We start from the raw sequence: 23,574 nt of genomic DNA, 5'->3' as shown, positions 1-23,574 counted from the left end.
AATATCTTCTCTTCAATAATTTACAGTCAATAATAGTTAGTGCGATTTTTATTAGCGGTGTCAAATATAGAAAGCCAAAGTTGCTTTTACAAGTTTTTTAACATAATCTATTGATAGCAGGAAATACCGCAAGAATAAGTTCACAATTTTACAAATTGTTACAAAAGAAGCATTATAGAATAAAAAGTCATCAAACAATTTTTAGACAGAATTTTATACGGAACGAACCATAATTAACAAAACATTAACAATGTTATAAGAAAACATTAACATGCCATTCTATTATTTTTTCATATGGAAATTATAGTTAATTTATAATGATTCTAAACATCTAAAAATCGAGTTATAACAAAACCTTCATGATTTCGCAGACACTAACGCAATGAAAGCAAACTGACGGTTCTTTCTGGCCAATAAGATCAGACACTTTCAGAAAAAAAAAGACGCTCTACCTTCTCAGGCTGAGCGTCTTTCATGATGTTATTAAATAAGTCTAAAGATGACTTATTTATTGAAACTTAATCGATATACTCAAATTTGGTGTACGGAACCAAAACCGCGGGAACCTTAATTCCTTTTTCTGTTTGGTTATTCTCCAATATCGCTGCGACGATACGCGGTAAAGCCAATGCCGAACCGTTCAAGGTATGTGCCAGTTGCATCTTGCCGTCAGCATTTTTAAAACGTACTTTCAAACGATTCGCTTGATAAGTTTCAAAATTGGAAACGGAAGATACCTCCAACCAACGTTTCTGAGCAGAGCTATATACTTCCATATCATAGGTCAATGCAGCAGTGAAACTCATATCTCCACCACAAAGGCGCAATACACGATAAGGCAGCTCCAATTTCTGCAACAGCCCCTGTACGTATAAACTCATCTCTTCCAGCACTTCATAGGACTTTTCAGGATGTACAATCTGCACCGTCTCCACTTTGTCAAATTGGTGTAAGCGGTTTAATCCGCGTACATGTGCCCCGTATGAACCTGCTTCACGACGGAAACAGGGTGTATAAGCGCAATGTTTAATTGGAAATTGTGCTTCCTTCACAATCTCGTCTCTATAAATGTTGGTGACCGGAACTTCAGCTGTAGGGATCAAATACAGATTGTCGTTACCCACATAGTACATTTGTCCTTCTTTATCCGGCAATTGTCCTGTAGCAAATGCAGAATCTTCATTGACCAAAATGGGCACCTGTACTTCCTCATATCCTTCTTCTGCTGCCTGATCCAAAAAGAAATTGATCAAGGCGCGTTGCAATTTAGCTCCTTTACCCTTATAGATAGGAAAACCTGCACCGGCAACTTTTACGCCAAGCTCTAAATCAACAATATCATATTTGTTCAACAATTCCCAATGCGGCAATGCCTCGTCCGACAAAGCTGGGATTTCGCCATGGCTCAAAACAACTTCGTTGTCCTCAGCACTTACACCTGCTGGAACCGATTGATGCGGTAAATTAGGTAATTGTACGATCTTCTCATTCAATTGTGCCTCAATTGTACCCAATTGATCCAAAAGTTGCTTCACTTGCTCTTTATATCCCGAGGATTTGGATTTAACGGTTTCAGCTTCTTCTTTTTTACCTTGGCGCATCAGATCTCCAATCTGTTTTGCTGCCGCATTAGCCTCTGCCGAAAGTGCGTCCGATTCCGATTGGATCTTACGGCGATCTTCATCTAAACTGATGATTTCGTCGACCAATCCAATTTCCTTGAAATGCTTGACAGCCAATCTTTCGATTACCGTATCCCTGTTCTCACGGATATAATTTAATTGCAACATAATATAAATGTGTTATTTAAAATAGTGAACAAACTTAGATAAATTTGCCTTTATATACAAGCTATTTTATTCCTAAACCACCATTCAAAAGGCTTTTTGACTGCTTTACGGCACTCTATTTCCATCGCACCGGTTAACATTCATCAACCCATTGAAGGTCTGTCTTCAATGGAATAGATCTTTACAAACCCTTATCCATAGAAAAAGCGTATCGATTAAATGCTTAATCGATACGCTCTACAATTTGATTTATACTTGCAAACCCTATGCTGAGACTCAACCTGATGAACTCAGGGGTCGCGCATTTGCTAAGCTATGCTTACTTCGTCGCATAAATAAACATCCTGAATGGCATGTAATAATGCGACACCTTCATTCATTGGTTTTTGAAAGGCCTTACGGCCGGAGATCAAACCTGTTCCACCTGCGCGCTTGTTGATAACCGCTGTTTTTACAGCTTCTTGTATATCATTCTGCCCCGAAGCCCCGCCAGAATTGATCAAGCCTGCCCTACCGGCAAAGCAATTAAGCACCTGGTAGCGGCACAGATCAATAGGATGATCGGAAGAAAGCTGGGTATACATGCGTTCATCCAGCTTTCCATAACTGCTTTTACCCATATTCAGCGCTTTAAAGCCGCCGTTCAATTCGGGTAGTTTTTGTTTAATAATATCTGCTTTGATCGTTACGCCCAAATGATTAGCCTGTCCGGTAAGATCCGCAGCCAAATGATAATCTGTATCGCCAACTTTAAACGCCGAATTGCGCAGATAACACCATAATACCGTCGCCATCCCCAAGGAATGGGCTTCTTCAAATGCTTTTGCTACCTCTATAATCTGACGGTCGGATTCCTCAGACCCAAAGTAAATCGTTGCCCCTACCGCAACAGCCCCCATATTCCAGGCCTCGCGAATCGTTCCGTACAAGATTTGATCGGCTCGATTAGGATAGGTCAATAGTTCATTATGATTTATTTTAACCAAAAACGGAATCTTATGTGCATATTTTCGCGCAACAGCGCCCAAAACACCAAAGGTAGAAGCCACGGCATTACAATTTCCCTCCAAGGCTAGCTTGACGATATTTTCTGGATCAAAATACTGTGGATTTGGCGCAAAAGAAGCTCCTGCACTGTGTTCGATTCCCTGATCAACAGGCAGTATCGAAAGATAACCGGTATTGGCTAATCGACCCGTTCCAAAAAGTTGCCCCAAACTCCGCAAGACCTGAGGACTACGGTCACTCGAACTATATACTTGGTCAATAAATGCTGCTTGTGGAAGATGAAGCATTGTTTTGGAAACTGCGGGTTGATCAAATTCTAACAAATAACTCGCTTCAGCACCCAGATGTGCCTGTATTTTTTCAATGTATTGCATAATTTATTTAAAATAAAGTGATGGAGTTTACCATAATCTTTAAAATAAAACTCCAAAAAGCACAGAATGTTTTAGCGCATATTATATAGTAAAAAAAACTTAACTTTGACCATGTTATATTTAGTTCCAACACCTATTGGCAATCTGGAGGACATGACGTTTCGTGCGATCAATGTCCTGAAAGAAGTGGACCTCATCTTAGCAGAGGATACCAGGACCAGTGCTCCGCTTTTAAAACATTTTGGAATCGACAAAAAAGTATTTGCGCATCATCAGCACAATGAACATAAAGCGGTATCTGAAATCATTAAATTTCTGAAAGAAGGGCAAAACATTGCTTTAATTTCGGACGCAGGGACACCGGCGATCTCAGATCCGGGTTTTTTACTGGTACGTGAGGCCATCAAAGAAGGGCTCGAAGTACAGTGCCTACCAGGTGCAACAGCTTTCGTACCCGCGCTTGTCAATTCGGGGCTTCCCAACGACCGTTTTTGCTTTGAAGGCTTTCTACCCGTAAAAAAAGGAAGACAAACACGCTTAAAAGCGTTGGCCGAAGAAAAAAGAACGATGATCTTCTATGAGTCGCCACATCGTATTCTCAAAACCATAGAAGAATTTATCACCGTTTTTGGACCAGAAAGACAAGGGTCGATATCACGTGAGTTGAGCAAACTCTATGAAGAAAATGTTCGGGGAACATTAACTGATTTAAAATTACACTTTGAAAACAATCCGATTAAAGGAGAATTTGTATTTTGTGTAGCAGGATTGGAATAAATTTTGACAATCTTTAGGTATTAAAAAGTATTTGACATGAACATGGAACAATTTGCACAGGACGGGCAGGACATAAAAATCATTGAAAAATTGGTGACTAAAGTCCAAGATATGCTTACTCCAGGAGAAAAAATAGATTATATCGCAGTTCAAAAGAAACCTGCTGTAACCATTTTACCGGATAGTATCACGATTAGTAATAAACGCATTTTTATGTGCGAATTTACCAAACTGGGCTTGGCCACTGATTTTGAAATCTTCGGCTGGCAAGACATCAAGGATATTGCTTTTAAGGAAGAAATATTTGGTTCAAAAGTGACTGTTATCCCTTTTACAGGAGAAAATCTGAGCATAGATTATATCCCGAAAGTTCAGGCGAGAAAGCTTTATCAATATATCAAAGCTGCACTTGAAAATTATAAAAAAGCCGAACTGGCCGCCGAAAAAGAAAAAATAGTCATTGCTCCAACAGTTGCAAAGGAAGTGATCATCGAGCGACAAGAAAGTAATACAGCAGTTCAGCCAGCAGTTACAGCGCCTGCTCCATCGGCGCCACAGTCCTATATATCGGGCCAGCCAACTCCACCGGCGCCAATTCAGGCACAGCAACCGAACGGATCAGTTCCTGCTGTTCCTCCAGTTTCGGCAGCCCCTATCGTCCCACCTGCTCCCGCTAAAGAAGAGGAAGATGATGAGATTACCTTAAAGCTCAAAAAATTAAAAACACTCTTCGACAAACAATTGATTACCCAAGAGGAATACGAGAGTAAAAAGAGAGAAGTTTTATCCAGTTTATAATCATAAATGGGAGAAAATATATAGTGAAAAACAACTATTTACTGGCACTTTTAAGTGCCTTTTTATTGTGGTTGGGCTGGCCTCCAATCCCCTATTCCAGTCCATTGTTATTTATTGGGTTTGTTCCACTACTCATTGCAGTGGAAAATATTATCCGGAGTGAAACATTCAAAAAGAAAGGCCTCAACATATTTCTTACTGCAGGACTCACCGCAGTTGTCTGGAATACGGCCTCTATTTATTGGGTATACAACTCCATTTCGGCAGTTATGCCGCCTTTTGCAGCTGTTATCATCAGTCTGATCCCTTTTTGCCTTGGCGCCGCTTTAATGGCGCTAGCTTTCAGGCTTTATGGGCAATTACGACGTAAAACGAACATCCTGTTATCCCTTTTCGGATTAATGGGATTCTGGATAAGCTATGAATTTCTACACGAATCCTGGGATTTAGCCTTCCCCTGGATGACTTTGGGTAATGGTTTCGCCAATTTCCATCAATTGATCCAATGGTATGACATCACAGGGGTTTATGGCGGAACAATATGGGTCTGGCTGGTCAATATCTTAGTATTTACACTTTACCTCAATCGAAAAGGACTTTATCCGATCAAACATAAGATTGTCCCGATTGCTTCTTTGGCTGTAGTATTGTTAGTTCCCAGCACCTACTCGCTGATACGTTACTTCAACTACGAAGAACATCAGAATCCGGCACAGATTGTCGTTGTACAACCGAATATTGACCCTTATATTAAATTCAATTTAAGTCCTGAAGAACAATTAAATACCTTATTCTCTTTATCAAATTCGGTCGCCAAACCCAATACAGAGTTTTTTATCTGGCCTGAAACTGCGCTTTCACAGAACGGCGATTTTGATGAGGAAAACTTTAGGGAAACTTATTCTTACCAGCGCATTTTAAAATTTTTAGATCAATATAAAAATGGCAATGTACTTTCAGGTATTGAAAGTTATCAGCTGTACAACTATGCAAAAACACCTACTGCGCGTGAAATAGCTCCTAATGTATATCAGGATAATTTCAATGCCGCAACATTGATCGATTATTCCTCCAAACTTCAGTTTTACCATAAGTCCAAACTCGTTCCGGGCGTAGAGCAAATGCCTTTTGGAGCAGCGATGAACTTCCTGAAACCTCTATTTAAAGCATTCGGTGGTACGACGGGTGGCTACGGAAAACAGGCTGAACCTTCGGTATTCTATGCCCAGAGCGGTATTGGTGCCGCACCCGTTATCTGCTATGAATCCATCTGGGGCAATTATGTTTCCAAATACGTCAAAAAAGGCGCTCAGTTTATTGCTATTATCACTAATGATGGCTGGTGGGGCAATACTTCCGGTAAAGACCAGCATTTACAGTATGCAAAACTGCGTGCGATTGAAAACAGGCGCTGGGTTGCCCGATCGGCAAATACAGGGATTTCAGGCTTTATCAATCAACGTGGTGATATTGTACAACAGACTAAATGGTGGCAGCCTGCGGCCCTAAATCAGGAAATCAATTTAAATGAAGAAATTACGTTCTACACGCAAGCAGGTGATATCGCTGCCTATTTGGGTTTGGCGCTCGCACTAGGAGGAATTGTGATACTCATCGTGGTCAGACCAAAAAAGAACTTGTCAAAATAGAAAAGTAGCGCCAAACTGAAGTAATAGATTGGCGCTATTTTTTTCATCAGAACGGAAAAATACTCATCTTATTCCTTTCCAGGCAAAAGAGCCTAATTCTGATGAGACCCGCTACGCCAGCACTGTCAGCTACAATTAGGAAAATAAAATGATAAAAATAAGTCATTTAATACCTCTAATTTACTTGAGAGATTTGTAATTTTGCAGCATGCAAGTATATTTTGATAATGCAGCGACTACAGCCTTAGATCCTGAAGTAATAAAAGTAATGGTCGATGTGATGGACAATAACTTTGGAAATCCATCTTCTATCCATAGTCACGGACGACAAGTAAAAACAATTGTAGAAAAAGCACGTAAAACGATTGCCAATCTACTTCATGTATCTCCAGCAGAGATCTTCTTCACATCGGGCGGAACCGAGGCGGACAATATGGCCATCGTTCGGTCAATCGCCGACTTTGGAATAACCCATGCCATCACCTCACCTATTGAGCACCATGCGGTATTGCATACGTTAGAGGAGTTGGAGAAAGCTGGTAAGGTACACCTTGATTTATTGGAAGTTGACCAGAAAGGTAATTTAAATCTCAACCAGCTGGAAGAACTTTTAAGTACCAATCCGCGTACTTTTGTTTCCATTATGCATGCCAATAATGAGATCGGAAATCTCAACGATATTCAACGCATCGCCGAGTTATGCCAAAAGTATAATGCGATATTCCATTCGGATACTGTACAGACCATGGGTCATTACCCACATGATCTTGGCAGTCTGAAAATAGATTTTATAACCGGAGCTGCCCATAAATTCCATGGCCCGAAAGGAGTTGGTTTTCTTTATATTAACGCCAACAACAAAATTAAACCATTGATCTACGGTGGAGCACAAGAACGTAACATGCGTGGCGGAACAGAAAATGTCTATGGAATAGCGGGTCTTGCCAAAGCTTTGGAACTTGCCTATGAGCACATGGAAGAACACCGCGCTTATATTCAAGGACTCAAATCTTATATGATCGACGAGTTGCAAAAAGCAATCCCCGAAATTGATTTTAATGGTGTTATTGAACCAGAAAAATCACTGTATACCGTACTGAATGTTTCTTTCCCATGTAGTGACCTTGCTGACATGCTTTTATTCAACCTGGATATTGCAGGGATCTCTTGTTCTGGTGGCAGTGCCTGCAGCTCAGGAACAGACATCGGATCGCATGTATTGGGTGCAATCAAATCAAGCTCGGAGCGTCCTTCGGTTCGTTTTTCATTCTGCAAGCATAATACAAAGGAAGAAGTCGATTTTGTGGTAGCAACCTTGAAAGAACTTTGTACAAAGAACAAATAACATTTATAGGTAAAGCGTCAGGCATGCCCCGCAAGTGAAAAATAAATTATCAGGCTTGCAGCAAGAAGGAACTTATTCAATAGCCGAAAAACAGCTATACATCCAAAAACATAAAAAGCCGAAAGTATACTTTCGGCTTTTTTATGTGTTAATATAGCCCTTAGGCTATATATCAATTTTTTGTCAAGACATAATATTTGGAAATATCACCCGTAATATCATTTCCGGAAAGATCCAGCTGGCTGAGTATCCGATTTCCTAATTTGAACTTATAATCGACGCCGTCCAATGTAATGATGTTGCCATCCAATTTCCATTTCCCTTCACGCATAAACACATCATCACTTTTATTAAGGTATTTAGATGAATATTGGTAGGTGTTGTCTGCGCGCAATGAAATAAGCGTTTCTATACCATCACAATCCGCACAAGGCATGACACCTCTATATTCACCAATCACTACTTCCGCCTTATCCCTACCTTTTAGGTCTTGTAAATTATCTTTATAGACCGCAACACTTTGTTTGGGATTATCACATCCCACCATTCCAATTGTCAATAACAAACCCACAATCCAAATATACCTTTTCATCTCATTCCAAATTCAAAAAAATCAGCATCTAACAGTTACACCAATAAATTCATAACAAATTAAATACCAAAAATTTAGAAAAGATTAAAAATCATCTTCATCATCGTCTGTCAAGAATGACAATGCACCTTGTAACTCGCCCAAAGCATGGAAATTACGCGTCTTGCGAGCGATCTCAATCCCGGATCTATAGGTATTAATCGCGGACTCCTGTCTATTCAATTTTTCGTACAATTTACCCAAATGATAATACGTTCCTACATAATCTGGATTTGTATGTACTAAATTCTCAAATCTTACCATGGCCTCTTGTTCATCTTCCTGCTTGAGATATTCAGCTGCAATCGCATATTTTAAAAATGGATCTTCAGGGCTCTCTTTCAAAAATTCATTCAGTTGATCCAATCGTGTCGACATATCTTTTTTATTTCAAACTTAGACAAATTGCATATTATATGCAATTTAATTGTATATCCACTAAAACAATTCCCCGTCTCTCCATATCACACGAAAGGTTTTTATAAACAGGAACCCCGAATGAGCTGTGATGCTTTATGAAATTACTATGCTAGCATATAAAATGACAATTTACTGACGTAATAAATCTATTGTCAAGAACCGGCTATTTAAAATAAAAAATTACAAAAAAGACAACAAAACACCTCAATATTATATCACATCAAAAAAAATAAAAGAAAAAAACTGGTAAAATTACAAATTCATCAAAATCACAAGACGACTTTTTAACAGCATTTAAAACGCCTTAGCACTTTTTAATTGAAAGAAAATATGGTAAGTTTGAGTAAAACCAATCGTATATGAAAATATTAGTTTGTATAAGTAATGTCCCTGACACTACATCCAAAATCACTTTTACAAATGACAACACTGCATTTAATACAGCTGGTGTACAATTCATTATAAACCCTTATGATGAAATTGCTTTATCCAAAGCAGTTGAGTTGGCCGAAGGTGGAAAAGGAACCGTAACTGTCATCAATGTGGGCGATGCATCGACTGATGCAACCATTCGAAAAGCATTGGCAATTGGTGCAGACAATGCTGTACGGATTAACGCCGTTCCGCGCGATGCTTGGTTTGTTGCGAATCAGATAGCACAATATGCCAAAGACAATGCATTTGATTTGATCTTAACCGGCCGCGAATCAATCGACTATAACGGTGCTCAAGTGGGAGCAATCGTAGGAGAACTGCTGCATATCCCTTCTGTTTCCATTGCCAAAAAAGTTGACATTGCGGGCGACGCAGTCACAGTTGAGCGCGAGATTGAAGGTGGAAAAGAAGTATTGACAGCAAAGCTACCCATCGTCATTGGCACTGCCGAAGGTGTTGCCGAACCCAAAATACCGAATATGCGTGGTATTATGAGCGCACGGACCAAACCATTGGATGTGCTGGAACCTTCCGCAATAGACGTTCTTGAACACATTGTCAGCTATGAGACGCCTGCTCCACGGGGTACGGTCAAACTTGTTGACGCTGCCGAGGTAGAAAAATTAGTTTCTCTTCTTCACGACGAAGCTAAAGTTTTTTAATCTTTAAACGCTAAAACACTATGTCTATACTCGTATATGTAGAAAATACTGATGGAAAATTCAAAAAATCAGCTTTTGAAGTTGTTTCTTATGCAAAATCCATCGCCGACAACATACAGACTGATCTTGTGGCTATTTCAATCGGAAATGTCGCTGAAGACGAACTTGCTGGTTTGGGCAAGTACGGTGCTTCCAAAGTATTAAATGTCAATAATGAACAACTTGCTTCTTTTGTAAACCAAGCGTATGCAAGCATCATTGCTGAAGCCGTAAAAAGTACCGGTTCAAAAATACTTGTGCTGTCCAACTCATTCTCAGGTAAGGGACTCGCTCCACGTATTGCAGCCAAATTGGAGGCTGGTCTGGCCGATGGCGCACTCGAATTGCCGACCATTAATGGCGACAAACTGACTGTCAAAAAAACAGCATTCTCCAATAAGGCTTTCGCTACGCTCGAACTAACCTCGGATATAAAAGTCATCGCACTTAGTCCAAATGCATATGAAACAAAAGAGACCGGTGATAGCGCAAATGTCGAAACTTTTGCTCCGAATATTGACCAAACAGATTTTACAACTATGGTCAAAGAGATTGTTCGTGCAACAGACAAAATATCCCTACCGGAAGCTGAAATCGTCGTCTCTGCCGGCCGTGGTCTAAAAGGACCTGAAAACTGGGGGATAATTGAAGAACTCGCCGATGTGCTTGGCGCGGCTACAGCCTGTTCAAAACCCGTATCCGATGCTGGCTGGCGCCCGCATTCGGAGCACGTAGGCCAGACAGGTATTGTAGTGAGTCCCAATCTCTATATCGCAATCGGTATCTCCGGAGCAATCCAGCATCTGGCTGGAGTAAGCTCATCCAAAACAATCGTTGTCATCAATAAAGATCCAGAAGCGCCCTTTTTCAAGGTGGCCGACTATGGAATTGTAGGCGATGCCTTCGACGTCGTTCCGAAATTAACGCAGGCATTGAAGGCTTACAAAGGTATTTAAAGCTTTCATCCGATATATTCTCCCCATTTATCCAAAATGAATGGGGAGTTTTTAGTTGTTATAATTGCATATAAAAGCAAATTTATCTAAGTTTGTAGACCGCTTTGGAATTAAAATGAAGAAAATCAGATTAGATATCGTTGGTTTATCCTATAGTCAAACACAATCTGGCGCTTATGCTCTTGTATTGGGAGAAGTGGAGGGCAACAGAAGATTGCCCATCATCATCGGCAGCCATGAGGCTCAAGCTATTGCTATTCGGATAGAGAAAATGATTCCTAGTCGTCCGCTCACACACGACCTATTTCAATCTTTTGCAGATTCTTTTGGTATTAAACTCATTGAAGTACTGATCTATAATTTGATTGAAGGGATATTTTATGCTAAAATTATCTGTTCCGACGGCAACAAGATTGTAGAGATTGATGCCCGCACATCCGATGCAGTTGCACTGGCTGTACGGTTTGAAGCTCCGATCTATGCCTACGAATTTATTATGTCCTCTGCTGGAATTATCATTGAAGGACATGAGTTTGCATTTTTGGAAAACCTGGACAAATCCAACAAAGTTCAGGATCCAAGTGTTGTTGAGGTCGAAGAAAAAACACCTTCAAAATCCCCACAAAATCCTTTCTCCTCGTTGACAGATGAGCAACTGGAGCAAGCACTTAATCAGGCATTGACCGAAGAAAACTACGAGCAGGCTGCCTTGATTAGGGATGAGATTTCCAAAAGAAAATAACTCCTTTCATTAAAGCGAAATAAAAATTTTAAATAACATCGATTTATGTCTATTAAATTAAGATTGACCATTATGAGCTTCTTTCAGTTCTTTGTCTGGGGAGCATGGTTGATTACAATAGCAAACTATTGGTTTGGCACAAAACAATGGGATGGTACACAATTTGGAGCTATTTTCGCAACCATGGGGATCGCTTCTTTATTTATGCCTACCCTGATGGGAATTATCGCCGATCGTTGGATAAATGCCGAAAGATTATATTTTATCCTTCACTTATGTTATGCGGGTGTTTTATTCTATTTACCGCAGGTAAATGATCCAAACACTTTTTTTTATGCAATGCTAGCGGCGATGTGTTTTTATATGCCCACTTTGGCCCTATCCAACTCCATTGCATATACGGCATTGAATGAAAATAACTACGATTTGGTCAAGGCATTCCCCCCTATCCGGGTATTCGGAACGATAGGCTTTATCGTCGCCATGTGGATCACCAATTTAACCGGCAACAAGGCTACAGCTTATCAATTTTATATCGCCGGAACCGCAGCGCTGGCTTTAAGTCTCTATGCTTTTACGCTACCTAAATGTCCACCAAAAAAGTTACAACAGGAAGATGCTTCCTGGACACAACTATTAGGCTTAGAGGCATTTAAACTTTTCGGAAATTATAAAATGGCTTTATTTTTTATTTTTTCCATGTTCTTGGGGGCCGCACTCCAACTGACCAATGCCTACGGTGATGTATTCTTGGATGAATTTAAATTCTATCCTAAATTTGCAGAATCTTTCGTTGTGAAATATTCGACTATCATTATGTCGATTTCCCAGATATCCGAGACACTATTTATTTTGGCTATTCCATTTTTTCTCAAAAGATTCGGTATAAAAAAGGTCATGCTGATTTCGATGTTAGCCTGGGTATTACGTTTTGGATTATTCTCCTTTGGTGACCCTGCAGGCGGACTTTGGATGATTGTATTATCCTGTATCGTCTATGGTATGGCATTTGACTTCTTTAATATCTCAGGTTCCTTATTTGTCGAAACTTCGACAACATCAAGCATACGCAGCTCGGCACAAGGTTTGTTTATGATGATGACAAATGGTTTTGGTGCCGTTGTAGGCAGTTTTGCATCGGGTTGGATCATTGACCACTACTTTACCAAAAGTTTTCAAAACAGCAAAGATCTCGCACAATATTTAGATACAACAATCGACAACACCCATTTTCTACATTTTCTGCAGGAAAAGAGTATCTCAATCTTACCTGACGGCATGTTAAGTGGTAACCTCATGCTAAAAGACTGGCATGACATCTGGCTAGCTTTTGCCATCTACACCTTGATTATAGCAGTCCTTTTTGCGGTCTTCTTCAGACATAAACACGAGCGTGAACCGCTCAATTCAAAATAACAAAAAGCCGCTAATTGCGGCTTTTTGTATATTTGTAACATGCAAAGCACAGCAACGGAATTATTCAAAGACTCTCAATCCCACATCTATAATTGGACATTTCAATGGATTAAACAATTTGGCCTTGATAATCAGTGGAGTCATTTTGTTAACTCGATCCTTTTACTCTTACTGGTTGTCTTGTTTTTGATTGTCATTGACTATTTCACCAAAAGAACATTACTCCTGTTAACAATCAAAGCCATCAGACGTAGTACAAACCGCTTTGATGATCTGTTGATCCGTAATAAAACACTGAAACTTGTTGCTCATTTTGTTCCGATCTTAGTGGCACAATACATCATGCCCATTATCTTCATGGGTTTTCCAACCTGGAAAGAAAACAGCAATAAAGTACTTGACATAGCGACGACTGTCGTCAGTTTATTGATTATTCATTCGCTCCTGAAAAGTTTGCGGGATATGCTGCGCATGAAAAAATCTTTTGCCGACAAACCCCTGGAGAGTTATTTACAGGTCTGTCAGATTATATTATTATTTATCGGTGGAACGATCTGCTTTTCGATATTGACAGGAAAATCTCCCTGGTCCTTCTTATTATCCTTGGGTGCCGCATCCGCAATCCTGATGTTGGTATTCAAAGACACTATACTGGGATTTGTTGCCAGTATACAAGTTTCGGCCAATGACTCCATCCGTGTCGGAGATTGGATAGAGATGCCCAAATATGGCGCCGATGGAACGGTCAAAGAAATTAATCTCAATAATGTAAAAGTACAGAACTTTGATAAGACCATTACGACGATACCAACACATACGTTATTGTCGGATTCGTTCAAAAATTACAGGGGCATGCAGCAGTCGGGAGGTAGGCGCTTAAAACGGGCCATAAATATCAAAATTTCCACGATTCGATTTTTAGAAAATGAAGAAATCGAAAGGCTCAAAAATATACAGATCCTGCGGCCTTATATCGAAGAGCGTGCCAGGACAATTGACCAATTCAACATCGAACAGCAGATAGATCAATCAAGCCCCATAAACGGTCGCAAAATGACCAATTTAGGGATGTTCAGAGCGTACACTCTCACCTATTTGCGTCAAAACCCCAATATCCACAAGACCATGCCCCTAATGGTACGTCAGCTTGCTTCAACCGAACACGGTGTTCCAGTCGAACTTTATTTCTTTGTAAACGATATCCGCTGGGAATATTACGAAGGAATTGTTTCGGATGTATTCGACCACCTATTTGCCGCCACAAAATACTTCGACCTGGAGATCTTTGAAAATCCGGCATCGGATGATTTTCGGCGTGCTATCCGGCTTAAAAGCCTTCATGACTTCGCAGACCAACAACAATAAAAGCGAACGGAATGTTCTTTCTGGACAATAACGTCAGACACTTTCAGAAGAAAATATCGCTGTCGAACCAAGTGTTCAGCGAACTATGTGTTCATATATTGCTAAGGTTCATACCAAACGAATTACCAGGCAAAACCTTGTCTGCATAAATCAAATGAACTGTAAGAACAGGCCAGCCGAGAAGCAGTTAAATGCTGGTATCGTAAGATAGCCTAAAAGGTCTAAAACAGTGAAAGGTAATCTGGGGAGATTACCTTCACTTTAAAAACAAACTAAATTTTCAGACGTGTTTCACAACAGATCTACACATTAACCCTAACTCTTTATGAATCAAAAATTACTCTACACAAATATAGGATCGTTATGTTAAGTGCATCTTAAGCTATCTTTAAACTTAAAACAACTCTACAAATGGTTATTTATCTCACCTCAATAGTCTTTGTTGCCAGGTGTACTCTATTGAAAAGATCAACCGCCTGAACCTCAATCTGATATTTACCAGCTTTAAGTTTGGGCAAATTAGCTGTCCACAGATGACTGGATTTTTCGGGGTTCGAAGGTCTACGCGTATTCTTTAATTCAGTTGCTGTATCGTATTTAGCAAGAGAATTTAGGAATGCCGGATCGTTTTCATTGACAAAATCCATTTCCTTCCATTCGCCCTGATTGATTCTATACGTTACCTTGTCACCTTCCTTTCCAATGAAAAAATTAGCGTATATCGGATATCTCTTTGTGTATTTTTCTGGAACGACCGATGCGCCATATAAATCGATCTGATACGTTGCTGGCTTACCGACAACCTTATAATCAAAACTGTATTGGTTACCCTCGATTTTTAAGATGGCATACCCTTTTGGTGTACCGTCCCGCATTGTAGAAACAGGAATTCCCTTTTCATTCAACTCGCCCGAATACCAGTCGCCCGAGGTTGTACCCACATTATATTCATGATGTGGCTTTTCTTGTTTCCATCCTTCGTTTTGTCCATAAAAATATTGCCGCTGAAAGTGTGTATGCGCGGATAAAGACAAGGTATGCTTAAATGGAGCCAAAATATCGAACAGACGTTGTCTATCTTCGTTACGAAAGACATCCGAGTTTTGATGGTATAAAGGAATATGAAATGCCAACACAATCAATTTATCTTTAGCAACGTTTTTTAAGTCATTTTCCACAAAATCAAGCTGATCTTTACGGAATCCGCCTAAATAACCTTTACCTGTCCGTGGATTCGGATAAATGATATTATCAAGAATGATAAAATGCGTATTTCCATAGTTGAGCGCATAATTATTGGGGCCAAACGTCCGCTCGAACGATTCATCGGAGAGGCTATCGACTTTAGCATCATAGTTCATATCGTGGTTTCCCATGACATTATACCATGGTAAGCCCATCGTGGAAATCACCGATTTATATTTTGGCTGAAGTGAAAGATCGTCTCCCACCAAGTCGCCTAAGCTTATTCCGAATTTCGCAATTGTCTTATCGGAAATTTCATTGATCACACCATTTTTGAAATAGGCCAGTTCTTCCTCCGTGTAAGCCTGTGGATCCCCAAAAACGAAAGCTGAAAAATTAGGATCCTCATCTTGTTGATACATTGCAAAATTTACAGCAGCAGGGATTTTTCCTGTAGCAGCAACAGCAGGGTATTTTGAAACTGGACTACCGTTTACCTTATGGATATAATAGAATTTTGGGTGGTTATTTTCATCCAAGGGCAAAGCATAGCCTGTTGGTTTAACCACAAAAATGATGTTGTCATTTCCAACGGGCAATTGGTAATTACCATCTTTATCAGTCGTTGTCACTTCACGCCCGTTACTAACAGAAACAGACGCAATGCCTTGTTCGTTTTTATCTAATTTTCCGTTCTTGTTTACGTCCAGATAAACTTTTCCTTTTGCAAAATCTTGCGCCTGCACAGCGTTTACGCATGCCCAGGAAATTGCTAGTGCCAAAAATGCTTTCATATGAAATTTTGTTTTGGCGCTAAAGTATTCGATTCAGGTTAACGGAGTATAAAGAGAATATAAAGAATTTATCAAAAAAACAAAGGAAGCCATTTAATACTCTTGTATTAATTAATCCATATTTGGCAGTATGGTTATAGGGACCTTATCCGTGTTTTATACGTATTCATCCGAATGAGGTCCCTATCAGGTCCCTATTAAGTCCCTATAAAATCCCCATTAACATATATGTTGTTGGCCGGTTAAATCCTTCTTCCATCCTTTGTTTTCAGACGGATATTCGGCACAAAAAAAGAGAAACCAATGACTTGATTTCTCTCTTTACCCTTAGGGCCTATTTCTTAACTATCTGGCTTGCGCAGTTGCCAACATGCGGTTGACTTCATCGATCATTGATTTTGCCGCATCGTGCATCCGAGGGTTGCCTGCAAAATCTGCATCCAAAGTGATATGCTTGGACTTATCTTTATAGGTGAACTCTAAATAAAAGCGTGGGACTTTAGAATTTGTTGAATCCTGCTGCCATTCAGGACCGGTCATATCGGTATCCAAGTTCCAAAAGCCGAGCTCCATTGCTTTGCGATGCAGGTATAATAAATCGTCTTTTGTAAATTTTACAGTATCGGTAATTAGAGAATCTTTTTTGTCTAAATATTTATAGATACGTGTTTTTGAATTGTATTCGTTGACCATGTGGTTCGGCTCGCCATATTTGAATTCAATGGATTCAAAATCGGCAAAACGAAAAGGGGCATTTTTGATCATATTACTGTAGTAATAAACACAATACATCAAAAACGGCACAATAATACAAAGGCCCAAAAAAATCTTCTTACTCTTGATTGTCATTTCTATAAAATTTTGACAAAAATAAGGATTTATACAGGGTATAAAAGTTTATATCAAGATATGACATAAAACCTACATGAAATTCACGCGTCTAGATATTGGGAGAGCCCGCGTCAACAAAGGTCTTCGCATACCAACTGTCGGAAAGATCAGAGATAATAACACCTTTCCGTGTCGAAACATGAACGAACTTATTATTATGCAGGTATACACCAACATGATCTATTCCATTTCGTCCGAAAGAAAAAAACACGAGATCTCCTTCTTCAAGTTTATCGACCTTTTTTCTCTTTACTATTCCTTCCATGTCACGCGAAGTCCGCGGCAAATTCCCTTTGTATACTTCAATATAGAGCAGATTAACAAATCCCGAGCAATCTACCCCCGATTTGGTCTGTCCACCCATACGATGCGGTATCCCCATCCAATCGTCAATAAAAGAATAAAGATGCGGATTTAGTTTTTTGGTACTCACATTGAGCAAGTCTGCATAATTGTCAAGTTTGGATCCCGAAAAAGTTTTTCCACGCGCTGAGCTCGCATCTGTCAAAACCGAACCATTGGAAGAATGTGTTTTGGAGCTAAGTACCTTTTTCTTCGTTGAACAACTGCTCAAAAATAGAACTGCACCTAAAAAGAAGATAAAATAAGATCTGACACCCATGCTGTTCGATTTACGTTCTTGCTTAACAAACTTACTTGCATGACAAACTTAATTAAATTGCTGTTGATATCCAATAAATTTGCTTGCCCCCGGAGATTGCTTTTCTTGATAAGAACGTCAGATAAGAAAAAGAATTGTTCAGAAATCGTAACTTTGACGCCTAATTTATTTGAGAATGGAAAAATTAAAAGGTGCATTAGCTGTCTTTTTAGGTGCGAGTAGTTTTGGGATACTATCAACGTTTGTTAAAAAAGCCTATGGTAAAGGGTTGAATTTAGGAGAGGTAACGGGAATTCAGGTATTGTTTGGCATGCTTATCCTTTGGCTTATCTATATCATCATCAAACTCTTTTCGGCAAAGTCATTTCACTCTTCAAGCAAAAAATCTTCATGGATCAAGATATTAATCAGTGGTACTTCGACCGGTTTGGTGAGCATTCTCTATTACAAATGTGTACAGCTCGTCCCGGCTTCGTTGGCCATCGTACTGCTCATGCAGTATATCTGGATCGGTGTGGTAATCGAATTTATCTTTTTCAAGGCAAAACCTTCAAAAAACAACCTGATTGGTATCGGCATTGTACTCATTGCAACATTATTAGCGACTGGACTTCTTGAAAAAGGCTTGCAACACCTCAACCTAACAGGTGTCTTATTTGGTCTTTTAGCAGCGACCGCCTATTCGGTCTTCATGATCGTCAACGGTCGTGTCGGCAATGACTATCACCCCATTCAAAAAAGCGCTATTATGGTAACGGGGGCCTGTATACTGGTCTTCACCTTGTTTCCACCTGCTTATTTATGGAATGGTCAATTTGATGGTAACTTCCTCTATTTCGGCTTGATCCTCTCGCTATTTGGCACGGTCATCCCGCCTTTATTATTTGCCTATGGCCTACCGAAAACGGGCTTCTCCTTAGGCGGAATATTAAGTTCGGCGGAGCTACCCGTAGCCACCTGTATGTCGTTTTTTATACTTCATGAAAGTGTATCCACGATACAATGGCTCGGGGTACTTTTGATCTTGGGTACCGTCATCTGGTTAAATGCAGCAAAGAGCAGTACGCATTAGGCGACCGATCCACTTCCGGTCGGAGTACTGCAGTCAATTTGATCAGGAACACAACTGTGTGCTGCAATCAATAGGGAAATTATGGAATTCCCGTTAACGAAAAAAGGCAATCTTATTAGAGAAGATTGCCTTTTTTATATGTTAAACCTTTGTATGTTATAAATCTTAAAAAGGTTAATGTGTCAGTGTCTCCGGAATTTCTTCTACTTCCACTTCACAGGAATCCGTTACTTCAATAAATTTAACCGGCACAACCTCATTCACCAATAATGGATCGTATAAGGTCCGTACTTTGACATAGTTTTTAGAAAAACCATGCATATAACCATCTTTTTCGTCTGCTTCAAACAAAACATCACCAGTCTCACCAAGCTGTGACTCATAAAACGCACGGCGCTTCTTCTCCGAAAGGATGTGCAACATTTTGCTACGGTCGCTGCGTTGAGCTCCCGGTACAGCACCGTCCATTTGAGCAGCAATCGTATTCTCCCTTTCTGAATAGGTAAAGACATGCAGGTAAGAAATATCCAAATCATTCAAGAAATTGTATGTATCGATAAAGTCTTCACGTGTTTCTCCCGGAAATCCGACAATAACGTCAACACCGATACAGCAATTAGGCATCAATGACTTGATAAAAGCGACGCGCTCTGTGTAAAGCTCTCTTTTGTACCTTCTGCGCATTAAACCCAGAATTTTATTGCTTCCAGACTGCAATGGCATATGGAAATGTGGAACAAAACGTTTTGATTGGGCCACAAACTCAATAATATCATTGGAAAGAAGATTGGGTTCTATCGAGGAAATACGGATTCTATCAATTCCTTCGACTTCATCCAGTGCTTGTACCAAATCCAAGAACCGGTCTTCGCGCTTACCATCCCGAATGCCAAAATCGCCAATGTTTACACCTGTTAAAACGATTTCTTTGACGCCTGAAGCTGCAATTTCTTCTGCTTGACGCACAATATCTTCGATCTTGCCCGAGCGACTTCCGCCACGTGCCAAAGGAATCGTACAAAATGTACATGAATAATCGCAGCCGTCCTGTACTTTTAGGAACGTACGCGTACGATCGCCAATCGAATAAGCCGAGACAAATTGATTGGTCTCATCGATTGGACCATTATAAACGATCGTTTTTTCCTGTTTCGTCAAATCATTGATATGCTCAATAATATTAAACTTTTCAGCTGCACCTAAGACCATGTCCACTCCGGGAATCTCTGCAATCTCTTTTGGTTTTAGCTGCGCATAACAGCCAACAATCGTAATATAGGCGTTGGGAGAGTGCTTTAAAGCTTCCTTCACTACTTTTCTACACTTCTTGTCAGCATTATCCGTTACCGAACATGTATTGATTACATAAACGTCTGCACGGCTATTGAACGCTGTGGTATCATAGCCCGCATCTTTAAATAAACGACCAATGGATGATGTCTCCGAATAATTCAGTTTACATCCAAGTGTATAAAAAGCTACTTTTTTATTCTCCATAATATTTTGCAAAATTACATTTTTTTTCAGTAACCCCTCTTATCATTTTAAGTTTTGACTTTCTCGTTATAAGGATTTTCCTTAGTTTTGACTATCTTGAAAGGTTGAATGCACCGGCGGCTTATTACGGACAAACTAAATTAGAGCCGGACATGATGTATTCAAATATTCCCCGATTGAGAATCAGACACATAAAATAGTGCTATTCGTTCTGTCCAGTTCGATTATAGCATTGATATTTGGTATTTAATAATTACTTTTTACAGATGAAACAATATTTAGATTTACTCAGACATGTATATACGAATGGTGTTGTAAAGACAGATCGTACGGGCACAGGTACCAAAAGTGTCTTTGGATATCAGATGCGTTTCAACCTTCAGGAAGGTTTCCCTTTGGTAACGACGAAGAAATTACACCTGCGATCCATTATCCATGAATTGATCTGGTTTCTTAAAGGTGAAACTAATATTCAGTATCTCAAAGAAAATGGCGTAAGCATTTGGGACGAGTGGGCTGACGAACAAGGAAATTTAGGCCCTGTATACGGATCACAATGGCGCTCCTGGCCAACACCCGATGGCCGTCATATCGATCAGATCACACAGGTTATCAACCAGCTAAAAAATTCACCGGATTCACGCCGTATTATTGTATCGGCATGGAATGTTGCCGAAATAGAGCATATGGCATTACCTCCTTGTCATGCCTTTTTTCAGTTTTATGTCGCTCCGGCACAACCTGAAAAAGGTATCTTAAAGCCGCAATTGTCCTGTCAACTCTATCAACGTAGTGCCGATATATTCTTGGGCGTTCCTTTCAACATTGCCTCTTATGCTTTATTGACGATGATGGTCGCACAGGTTTGCGACATGGAAGCCGCAGAGTTTATCCACACCCTTGGCGATGCACATATCTACAGTAATCACTTCGAGCAAACGGAGCTCCAATTGAGCCGCGAGCCAAAAGCGCTACCCCAGATGAAAATAAACCCTGAAGTAAAAGATATCTTTGATTTTAAGTTTGAAGATTTTGAATTGTTAAACTACGAATCCCATCCACATATCAAAGCTCCGGTGGCCGTTTAACAAGGAAGGTACCTGATTTTGTAATATATTTTAGCGAACGAATAATCACCTTATATCAAAAATGAGCAACCCAACGATCACATTAATCGTAGCTGCGTCGGAAAACAATGCCATCGGAATCGACAATCAGATGCCTTGGCATTTACCCAACGACTTTAAATATTTTAAGAGAAATACCGTTGAGCACTCTGTCCTAATGGGCAGAAAGACTTTTGAGGCCATAGGCAAAGCATTACCAGACAGAAGGAATATTGTCATTACACGTAATGCGAATTTCCAGGGAGAAGACATTGATGTTGCCAACAGCATCCAAGAGGCACTCTTGTATTGCCGGGATGAACGTGAGGTATTCATCATTGGTGGCGCAAACATTTATCAGCAAGCGTTACCCTTGGCAAATAAAGTGCTTCTGACGCGCGTACATACAACTATCAAAGGTGACGCTTTCTTTCCTGAATTACCGTCAGAAGAATGGGAATTAGTTTCCTCAGATTCGCATCAGGCCGATGACAAACATGCATTTGCTTATACCTTTGAAGTTTATACGCGAAAATAATTCCATGTTTACGACTAGCAAAACGCAATAGGATCATGGAGCTTTTTGCTTCATGATCCTATCACCATTAAAAGCTATAGAAGAGCTTAATCGACAAGACTAAACAGGCGCGACACTTTGATCTAAAGCACATGCAAAAATACCTCACCCTAATTCTTACTCTATTCATGTCAGATCTATACGCTCAGAAGATAGATACTGTTTACCTGGAAAAATTACTCCAAAGTCATCCCGATCTATTTCAAAACATATTAAGTCATCCGACGAAAAATGAAGTACAAATTCTGTATACACAGATTGATCGTGACAAATCCAATAAGCCACATTTCAGGTCCTATAGCTATCGACTGAATCCGAACTGGTATTTTTATCCCGCAAGTACAGTGAAGTTGCCGACAGCAATTCTGGCTTTGGAAAAAATCAATGACCTGCATATTGCCGGTCTCAGCAAAGATACCCCACTACGCATCGATTCTGCTTTTGAAAAGCAGACTAAGGTTCTTGTGGACGAATCCGCAGCCAATGGCCTTCCATCTGTTGCTCAATATGTTAAAAAGATCTTATTAACCAGCGACAACGATGCCCAAAACAGGCTTTTCGAATTTATTGGCCGTGCAGAACTGAATGCGAAACTAAAAAAATACGGCACTAATTACAGCCGCATTGTCAACCGTCTTGCTATTGGCGACAAAGGCATATGGGCCAAACATACTAACCCCGTCACCTTTTATAAGGGGAAGGATATTATCTATAAACAAGAAGCACAGTTCGATCCCAAGGATTATACCATCAAGCTGTCCAATACGCTTCAGGGGAAAGGTTACATGAACGATAAAGATGAACTTGTTCATGAACCCTGGAGTTTTGAAGGATTAAATGTATACGCTTTGCAAGATCAACAGCTGATATTGAAGAAGCTGTTATTTCCCGAAGCATTTCAGCCTCAAGAAAGATTCAATCTGAAAAAAGATGACTACGCGCTCCTCTATGATTATATGTCGCGCTACCCCTTTGAATCGGATTTTCCAAAATATGATCCAGCAGAATTCTGGCCAACGTATAGCAAGCTCCTTTTTTATGGCCGTGAAAAAAATGCGATCTTAAATCCCAACATCCGGATCTTCAACAAGTATGGAGATTCCTATGGCTATAATATTGATAATGCCTATATCGTCGACTTTGAACATGGCGTGGAATTTATGCTCGCCGTTGTTGTACAGTCCAATGAAAATGGCATCTACAACGATGGACGCTATGAATATGAAACAGTAACCTATCCTTTTTTAAAAAATATCGGCCAGGTAATTTATCAGGAGGAGCTGAAAAGAGTTAAAAAGTTTAAACCCGATCTATCGAAATTTGATTTCAGAAAATAAAACACAAAAAAGGCTCTCAGAAAATTGAAAGCCTTTTTTGCGCATCGTCATCGTGGCGTATTTTTATCCCCCTTGGCTAGAAGGCT

General features: G+C 39.9%; 21 protein-coding genes. 13 read left to right on the top strand and 8 right to left on the bottom strand.

Annotation, left to right across the window (positions count from 1 at the left end; translation table 11 throughout):
• Positions 1-518 precede the first annotated feature (518 nt).
• Both serS and B3P16_RS01125 read right to left on the bottom strand, forming a co-directional pair.
• Complete coding sequence (gene serS / locus B3P16_RS01130) at positions 519-1,790, bottom strand: serine--tRNA ligase (protein WP_286752468.1); 1,272 nt, start codon at positions 1,788-1,790, stop codon at positions 519-521.
• 308 nt (positions 1,791-2,098) lie between these two features.
• Positions 2,099-3,172 (bottom strand): class I fructose-bisphosphate aldolase, encoded by a 1,074-nt coding sequence (locus B3P16_RS01125; protein WP_115049722.1) that lies wholly within the window; start codon positions 3,170-3,172, stop codon positions 2,099-2,101.
• Positions 3,173-3,283: 111 nt separating this feature from the next.
• On the opposite strand from B3P16_RS01125, the gene rsmI reads away from it, so the two are divergent.
• From rsmI to B3P16_RS01105, 4 genes are all read left to right on the top strand, one after another.
• Positions 3,284-3,949: a 16S rRNA (cytidine(1402)-2'-O)-methyltransferase gene (gene rsmI / locus B3P16_RS01120; RefSeq protein ID WP_175441977.1), complete on the top strand. Its 666-nt coding sequence runs from the start codon at positions 3,284-3,286 to the stop codon at positions 3,947-3,949.
• A gap of 36 nt (positions 3,950-3,985) precedes the next feature.
• Positions 3,986-4,747, top strand: coding sequence for a PH domain-containing protein (locus B3P16_RS01115; RefSeq protein ID WP_286840977.1), 762 nt, complete (start codon positions 3,986-3,988; stop codon positions 4,745-4,747).
• 23 nt (positions 4,748-4,770) lie between these two features.
• Entirely contained in the window at positions 4,771-6,396 is a 1,626-nt protein-coding gene (lnt, locus tag B3P16_RS01110) for an apolipoprotein N-acyltransferase (protein WP_286752467.1), read from the top strand.
• Positions 6,397-6,604: 208 nt separating this feature from the next.
• Complete coding sequence (locus B3P16_RS01105) at positions 6,605-7,741, top strand: cysteine desulfurase family protein (RefSeq protein ID WP_286752466.1); 1,137 nt, start codon at positions 6,605-6,607, stop codon at positions 7,739-7,741.
• Between the two features lie 172 nt (positions 7,742-7,913).
• Here B3P16_RS01105 and B3P16_RS01100 read toward each other — a convergent pair whose 3' ends face one another.
• Together B3P16_RS01100 and B3P16_RS01095 are read right to left on the bottom strand one after the other, a co-directional pair.
• The gene (locus B3P16_RS01100; protein WP_286752465.1) at positions 7,914-8,333 is read right to left on the bottom strand and encodes a copper resistance protein NlpE; all 420 of its coding nucleotides are present in this window, start codon (positions 8,331-8,333) and stop codon (positions 7,914-7,916) included.
• Between the two features lie 84 nt (positions 8,334-8,417).
• The gene (locus B3P16_RS01095; RefSeq protein ID WP_046674005.1) at positions 8,418-8,750 is read right to left on the bottom strand and encodes a tetratricopeptide repeat protein; all 333 of its coding nucleotides are present in this window, start codon (positions 8,748-8,750) and stop codon (positions 8,418-8,420) included.
• Positions 8,751-9,151: 401 nt separating this feature from the next.
• Here B3P16_RS01095 and B3P16_RS01090 point away from each other — a divergent pair, with 401 nt between their 5' ends.
• The 5 genes from B3P16_RS01090 to B3P16_RS01070 all read left to right on the top strand — a co-directional run bounded on the left by B3P16_RS01090 (position 9,152) and on the right by B3P16_RS01070 (position 14,407).
• Positions 9,152-9,889 (top strand): electron transfer flavoprotein subunit beta/FixA family protein, encoded by a 738-nt coding sequence (locus B3P16_RS01090; RefSeq protein ID WP_286752464.1) that lies wholly within the window; start codon positions 9,152-9,154, stop codon positions 9,887-9,889.
• Between the two features lie 20 nt (positions 9,890-9,909).
• Positions 9,910-10,884, top strand: coding sequence for an electron transfer flavoprotein subunit alpha/FixB family protein (locus tag B3P16_RS01085; protein ID WP_286752463.1), 975 nt, complete (start codon positions 9,910-9,912; stop codon positions 10,882-10,884).
• A 115-nt stretch (positions 10,885-10,999) separates the two neighbouring features.
• Positions 11,000-11,626 carry a bifunctional nuclease domain-containing protein gene (locus tag B3P16_RS01080; RefSeq protein WP_046674002.1) on the top strand — a complete coding sequence of 209 codons (627 nt, stop codon included), beginning with the start codon at positions 11,000-11,002 and terminating at the stop codon, positions 11,624-11,626.
• 45 nt (positions 11,627-11,671) lie between these two features.
• Complete coding sequence (locus tag B3P16_RS01075) at positions 11,672-13,042, top strand: nucleoside permease (RefSeq protein WP_070565037.1); 1,371 nt, start codon at positions 11,672-11,674, stop codon at positions 13,040-13,042.
• Positions 13,043-13,081: 39 nt separating this feature from the next.
• Positions 13,082-14,407 (top strand): mechanosensitive ion channel family protein, encoded by a 1,326-nt coding sequence (locus B3P16_RS01070; RefSeq protein WP_286752462.1) that lies wholly within the window; start codon positions 13,082-13,084, stop codon positions 14,405-14,407.
• A gap of 419 nt (positions 14,408-14,826) precedes the next feature.
• Here B3P16_RS01070 and B3P16_RS01065 read toward each other — a convergent pair whose 3' ends face one another.
• The 3 genes from B3P16_RS01065 to B3P16_RS01055 form a co-directional block, all read right to left on the bottom strand.
• A complete protein-coding gene (locus tag B3P16_RS01065) occupies positions 14,827-16,386 on the bottom strand; it encodes a calcineurin-like phosphoesterase family protein (protein WP_286840974.1) in 1,560 nt (519 codons plus the stop codon).
• Between the two features lie 345 nt (positions 16,387-16,731).
• Positions 16,732-17,235, bottom strand: coding sequence for a hypothetical protein (locus B3P16_RS01060; protein WP_286752460.1), 504 nt, complete (start codon positions 17,233-17,235; stop codon positions 16,732-16,734).
• A 91-nt stretch (positions 17,236-17,326) separates the two neighbouring features.
• A complete protein-coding gene (locus B3P16_RS01055; RefSeq protein ID WP_046673998.1) occupies positions 17,327-17,899 on the bottom strand; it encodes a C40 family peptidase in 573 nt (190 codons plus the stop codon).
• A 175-nt stretch (positions 17,900-18,074) separates the two neighbouring features.
• On the opposite strand from B3P16_RS01055, the gene B3P16_RS01050 reads away from it, so the two are divergent.
• Positions 18,075-18,971 carry an EamA family transporter gene (locus B3P16_RS01050; RefSeq protein ID WP_112373638.1) on the top strand — a complete coding sequence of 299 codons (897 nt, stop codon included), beginning with the start codon at positions 18,075-18,077 and terminating at the stop codon, positions 18,969-18,971.
• 174 nt (positions 18,972-19,145) lie between these two features.
• On the opposite strand, the gene mtaB is transcribed toward B3P16_RS01050, so the two are convergent.
• Entirely contained in the window at positions 19,146-20,468 is a 1,323-nt protein-coding gene (gene mtaB, locus B3P16_RS01045) for a tRNA (N(6)-L-threonylcarbamoyladenosine(37)-C(2))-methylthiotransferase MtaB (RefSeq protein ID WP_112373639.1), read from the bottom strand.
• 266 nt (positions 20,469-20,734) lie between these two features.
• On the opposite strand from mtaB, the gene B3P16_RS01040 reads away from it, so the two are divergent.
• The 3 genes from B3P16_RS01040 to B3P16_RS01030 all read left to right on the top strand — a co-directional run bounded on the left by B3P16_RS01040 (position 20,735) and on the right by B3P16_RS01030 (position 23,488).
• The gene (locus B3P16_RS01040; RefSeq protein ID WP_070565019.1) at positions 20,735-21,556 is read left to right on the top strand and encodes a thymidylate synthase; all 822 of its coding nucleotides are present in this window, start codon (positions 20,735-20,737) and stop codon (positions 21,554-21,556) included.
• 61 nt (positions 21,557-21,617) lie between these two features.
• Positions 21,618-22,112 carry a dihydrofolate reductase gene (locus tag B3P16_RS01035; protein ID WP_115049706.1) on the top strand — a complete coding sequence of 165 codons (495 nt, stop codon included), beginning with the start codon at positions 21,618-21,620 and terminating at the stop codon, positions 22,110-22,112.
• A gap of 167 nt (positions 22,113-22,279) precedes the next feature.
• Positions 22,280-23,488, top strand: coding sequence for a serine hydrolase (locus B3P16_RS01030; RefSeq protein WP_286752459.1), 1,209 nt, complete (start codon positions 22,280-22,282; stop codon positions 23,486-23,488).
• The last annotated feature ends 86 nt before the right edge of the window (positions 23,489-23,574 follow it).

It is taken from the genome of Sphingobacterium sp. UBA7631, assembly GCF_002483935.1.
Lineage (GTDB): Bacteria > Bacteroidota > Bacteroidia > Sphingobacteriales > Sphingobacteriaceae > Sphingobacterium > Sphingobacterium multivorum.
The sequence above is the reverse complement of the archived record's forward strand: the minus strand, read 5'-3'. Positions and strand labels throughout refer to the sequence as shown.

What these genes read in the sequence shown, in the direction of transcription:
- serS (WP_286752468.1), bottom strand. Translation starts at nt 1,790, where the DNA reads ATGTTGCAATTAAATTATATCCGTGAGAACAGGGATACGGTAATCGAA.
- B3P16_RS01125 (WP_115049722.1), bottom strand. Translation starts at nt 3,172, where the DNA reads ATGCAATACATTGAAAAAATACAGGCACATCTGGGTGCTGAAGCGAGT.
- rsmI (WP_175441977.1), top strand. Translation starts at nt 3,284, where the DNA reads ATGTTATATTTAGTTCCAACACCTATTGGCAATCTGGAGGACATGACG.
- B3P16_RS01115 (WP_286840977.1), top strand. Translation starts at nt 3,986, where the DNA reads ATGAACATGGAACAATTTGCACAGGACGGGCAGGACATAAAAATCATT.
- B3P16_RS01105 (WP_286752466.1), top strand. Translation starts at nt 6,605, where the DNA reads ATGCAAGTATATTTTGATAATGCAGCGACTACAGCCTTAGATCCTGAA.
- B3P16_RS01100 (WP_286752465.1), bottom strand. Translation starts at nt 8,333, where the DNA reads ATGAAAAGGTATATTTGGATTGTGGGTTTGTTATTGACAATTGGAATG.
- B3P16_RS01095 (WP_046674005.1), bottom strand. Translation starts at nt 8,750, where the DNA reads ATGTCGACACGATTGGATCAACTGAATGAATTTTTGAAAGAGAGCCCT.
- B3P16_RS01090 (WP_286752464.1), top strand. Translation starts at nt 9,152, where the DNA reads ATGAAAATATTAGTTTGTATAAGTAATGTCCCTGACACTACATCCAAA.
- B3P16_RS01085 (WP_286752463.1), top strand. Translation starts at nt 9,910, where the DNA reads ATGTCTATACTCGTATATGTAGAAAATACTGATGGAAAATTCAAAAAA.
- B3P16_RS01080 (WP_046674002.1), top strand. Translation starts at nt 11,000, where the DNA reads ATGAAGAAAATCAGATTAGATATCGTTGGTTTATCCTATAGTCAAACA.
- B3P16_RS01075 (WP_070565037.1), top strand. Translation starts at nt 11,672, where the DNA reads ATGTCTATTAAATTAAGATTGACCATTATGAGCTTCTTTCAGTTCTTT.
- B3P16_RS01070 (WP_286752462.1), top strand. Translation starts at nt 13,082, where the DNA reads ATGCAAAGCACAGCAACGGAATTATTCAAAGACTCTCAATCCCACATC.
- B3P16_RS01065 (WP_286840974.1), bottom strand. Translation starts at nt 16,386, where the DNA reads ATGAAAGCATTTTTGGCACTAGCAATTTCCTGGGCATGCGTAAACGCT.
- B3P16_RS01060 (WP_286752460.1), bottom strand. Translation starts at nt 17,235, where the DNA reads ATGACAATCAAGAGTAAGAAGATTTTTTTGGGCCTTTGTATTATTGTG.
- B3P16_RS01055 (WP_046673998.1), bottom strand. Translation starts at nt 17,899, where the DNA reads ATGGGTGTCAGATCTTATTTTATCTTCTTTTTAGGTGCAGTTCTATTT.
- B3P16_RS01050 (WP_112373638.1), top strand. Translation starts at nt 18,075, where the DNA reads ATGGAAAAATTAAAAGGTGCATTAGCTGTCTTTTTAGGTGCGAGTAGT.
- mtaB (WP_112373639.1), bottom strand. Translation starts at nt 20,468, where the DNA reads ATGGAGAATAAAAAAGTAGCTTTTTATACACTTGGATGTAAACTGAAT.
- B3P16_RS01040 (WP_070565019.1), top strand. Translation starts at nt 20,735, where the DNA reads ATGAAACAATATTTAGATTTACTCAGACATGTATATACGAATGGTGTT.
- B3P16_RS01035 (WP_115049706.1), top strand. Translation starts at nt 21,618, where the DNA reads ATGAGCAACCCAACGATCACATTAATCGTAGCTGCGTCGGAAAACAAT.
- B3P16_RS01030 (WP_286752459.1), top strand. Translation starts at nt 22,280, where the DNA reads ATGTCAGATCTATACGCTCAGAAGATAGATACTGTTTACCTGGAAAAA.